The sequence below is a fragment of the Streptomyces europaeiscabiei genome (assembly GCF_001550375.1).
GTDB lineage: Bacteria > Actinomycetota > Actinomycetes > Streptomycetales > Streptomycetaceae > Streptomyces > Streptomyces europaeiscabiei.
The window spans coordinates 1-2,635 of sequence record NZ_LRTR01000634.1 but is presented as its reverse complement, the minus strand read 5'-3'; the positions used below and the strand labels follow the sequence as shown (position 1 = coordinate 2,635).

General features: G+C 75.2%; 2 protein-coding genes. Both read right to left on the bottom strand.

Going from position 1 to position 2,635, the window contains the following annotated elements; genetic code table 11:
- The coding region (locus tag AWZ10_RS31030; protein WP_425264516.1) for a type I polyketide synthase at window positions 1-2,096 on the bottom strand (2,096 nt) is incomplete at its 3' end.
- Window positions 2,077-2,635, bottom strand: a 559-nt coding sequence (locus tag AWZ10_RS55235; RefSeq protein ID WP_079104502.1) for a phosphopantetheine-binding protein, incomplete at its 5' end; no start/stop codon positions are given. The genes AWZ10_RS55235 and AWZ10_RS31030, both read right to left, overlap by 20 nt.

The window sequence follows — 2,635 nt, the reverse complement described above, 5'->3', positions numbered from 1 at the left end:
GCGGGCAGGGCCTGCATCAGCCGGCCGCGGGCGGCGACCAGGGCGCAGGCGTCGGCGAGGGACAGCACACCCGCCACGTGCGCGGCCGCCAGCTCGCCCACCGAGTGGCCCATCACGTAGTCGGCGGTGACGCCCCACGACTCCAGGAGCCGGAACAGCGCCACCTCGACGGCGAACAGCGCGGGCTGGGTGAATCCGGTCTGGTCCAGCAGCGTCGCCTCGGGAGTGCCGCGCTCGGCGAACACGACCTCCCGCAGCGGCCGTTCGAGCTGAGGGTCGAATTCTGCGCAGACCGCGTCGAAGGCTGCGGCGAACGCCGGCAAGTCCCGGTACAGCTCCCGGCCCATGCCGGGCCGCTGAGCCCCCTGCCCCGGGAAGACGAACGCGGTCCGGCCCGGCAGCGCGGCCGTGCCGGCGGCGGCGGTGCCGTCGGCGATCGCCCGTACGGCGCCCAGCAGTTCGTCGAGGTCGCCGCCCACGGCGACCGCCCGGTGCTCGAACGCGGTGCGCGTGGCCGCCAGCGAGTACGCCACGTCCGCCACGTCGGTGGCGGGCCGGTCCGTCACATGGCCGGCGAGCCGGTGCGCCTGTGCGCGCAGCGCGGCCTCGTCCCGGCCGGAGAGCAGCCACGGCACGACCTGGTGGTGGGCGGCGTCCTGCGCGGGCGCCGCGTCCGGTACCGGCACGGGCGCGCTGCCCTCCGGTCCCTCCAGGACGATGTGCGCGTTGGTGCCGCTGATCCCGAACGAGGACACACCGGCGCGGCGCACCCGCTCGCCGGGCGTCCACGGCACCGGTTCCGACAGCAGCCGCACCCCGCCCTCGGACCAGTCGACGTGGGTGTTCGGCTCCTCGGCGTGCAGGGTGCGCGGCAGCCGGCCGTTGCGCAGCGCCTGGACCATCTTGATGATGCCCGCGACTCCGGCGGCGGCCTGCGTGTGACCGATGTTGGACTTCACCCCGCCCAGCCACAGCGGGTCGCCCGTCGTGTGGGCCGCCCCGTATGTGGCGATCAGCGCGCGGGCCTCGATCGGGTCGCCGAGCCGGGTGCCGGTGCCGTGCGCCTCCACCGCGTCGACGTCGGCGGCGCCGAGCCCGGCGTCGGCCAGGGCGGCCCGGATCACGTCCTGCTGCGCCTGCCCGCTGGGTGCGGTGAGGCCGTTGGACGCCCCGTCCTGGTTGACGGCGGTGCCCCGGATCACGGCGAGCACGGGGTGACCGTTGCGGCGGGCGTCGCCGAGCCGCTCCAGCAGGAGCATGCCGCTGCCCTCGGCGAAGCCGGTGCCGTCGGCGTGGTCGGAGAAGGCCCGGCACCGCCCGTCCGGCGCCAGGCCTCGCTGCCGGCTGAACTCCACGAGGAGCTGCGGCGTGGCCATCACCGTGGCCCCGCCGGCCAGCGCCAGCGCGCACTCGCCCCGCCGCAGCGCCTGTACCGCCAGGTGCACCGCCACCAGCGAGGAGGAGCAGGCCGTGTCGATGCTCAGGGCCGGGCCTCGCAGCCCCAGCGCGTAGGCGATGCGCCCGGACAGGACACTGGCGGCGGCGCCCGTCAGGGCGTGCCCCTCACTGCTGCCGTCGCCGATCAGGTCCGCGTAGTCCTGGCCGTTGGTGCCGACGTAGACACCCGTCGGCCGGTCCTGCACCGACTCCACGGTGATGCCCGCGCCCTCGAACGCCTCCCAGGCGTTCTCCAGGAGGAGCCGCTGCTGGGGGTCCATCGCCACGGCCTCGCGCGGCGAGATCCCGAAGAACCCCGCGTCGAACGCGGCCGCCTCGTCGAGGAATCCGCCGGCGGCGGCGTACACGGTGCCGGCGTTGTCCGGGTCCGGGTCGTAGAGCCGGTTCGTGTCCCACCCGCGGTCCTCGGGGAACGGGCCGATGGCGTCGGCGCCGTCGTCGAGCAGCCGCCAGAAGTCCTCGGGCGATGCGACGCCGCCCGGCAGCCGGCAGCTCATCGCCACCACGGCGATCGGTTCCCGGTGCCTGCCCTCGGCCTGCCGCAGCCGCTCCCGCGTCGTGTCCAGTTCACCGGTGACGCGCTTGAGATAGGCGCGCAGCTTGTCTTCATTCGCCATGTCAGAGTCCGAACTTCTCATCGATGAACTGGAACAACTCGTCGTCCGACGCGTCGTCGAGCGCCTGCGGCGCCTCGTGCGGTTCCTCCGGGGGTGCCTGCCGGTCACCGGCGCGCGCGAGGATCTCCTGAAGGACGCGGGAGACGGCCGACAGGCGGTCCGTGTCCGCCGGGGCCAGCGCCGACGCGTCCAGGGCCGTGGCGGCCGCCTCCAGCGCGTCGACGTCCACCGGCCGCTGCGCCTCGGCGGCGGCGCCCACGCCGAGTTCGGCCAGCACGTGGCCGGCGAGCGCGGTCGGCGTCGGATGCTCGAAGACGAGCGTGGCCGGCAGCCGCAGACCGGTCTCCGCGTTCAGCCGGTTGCGCAGTTCGACACCGGTCACCGAGTCGAACCCGAGCTCCTTGAAGGGGCGCCGGTCCTCCAGCGGCTCCTCGGGGCCGTAGCCGAGGACGGCCGCGGTGTGGGCGCGCACCACCTCCAGGACGGCGTCCGTGCGCTGCCCGTGCGGCAGCCCCTCCAGACGCCGGCGAAGATCCGGCACGCCCGGGCCGTCCTGGCCG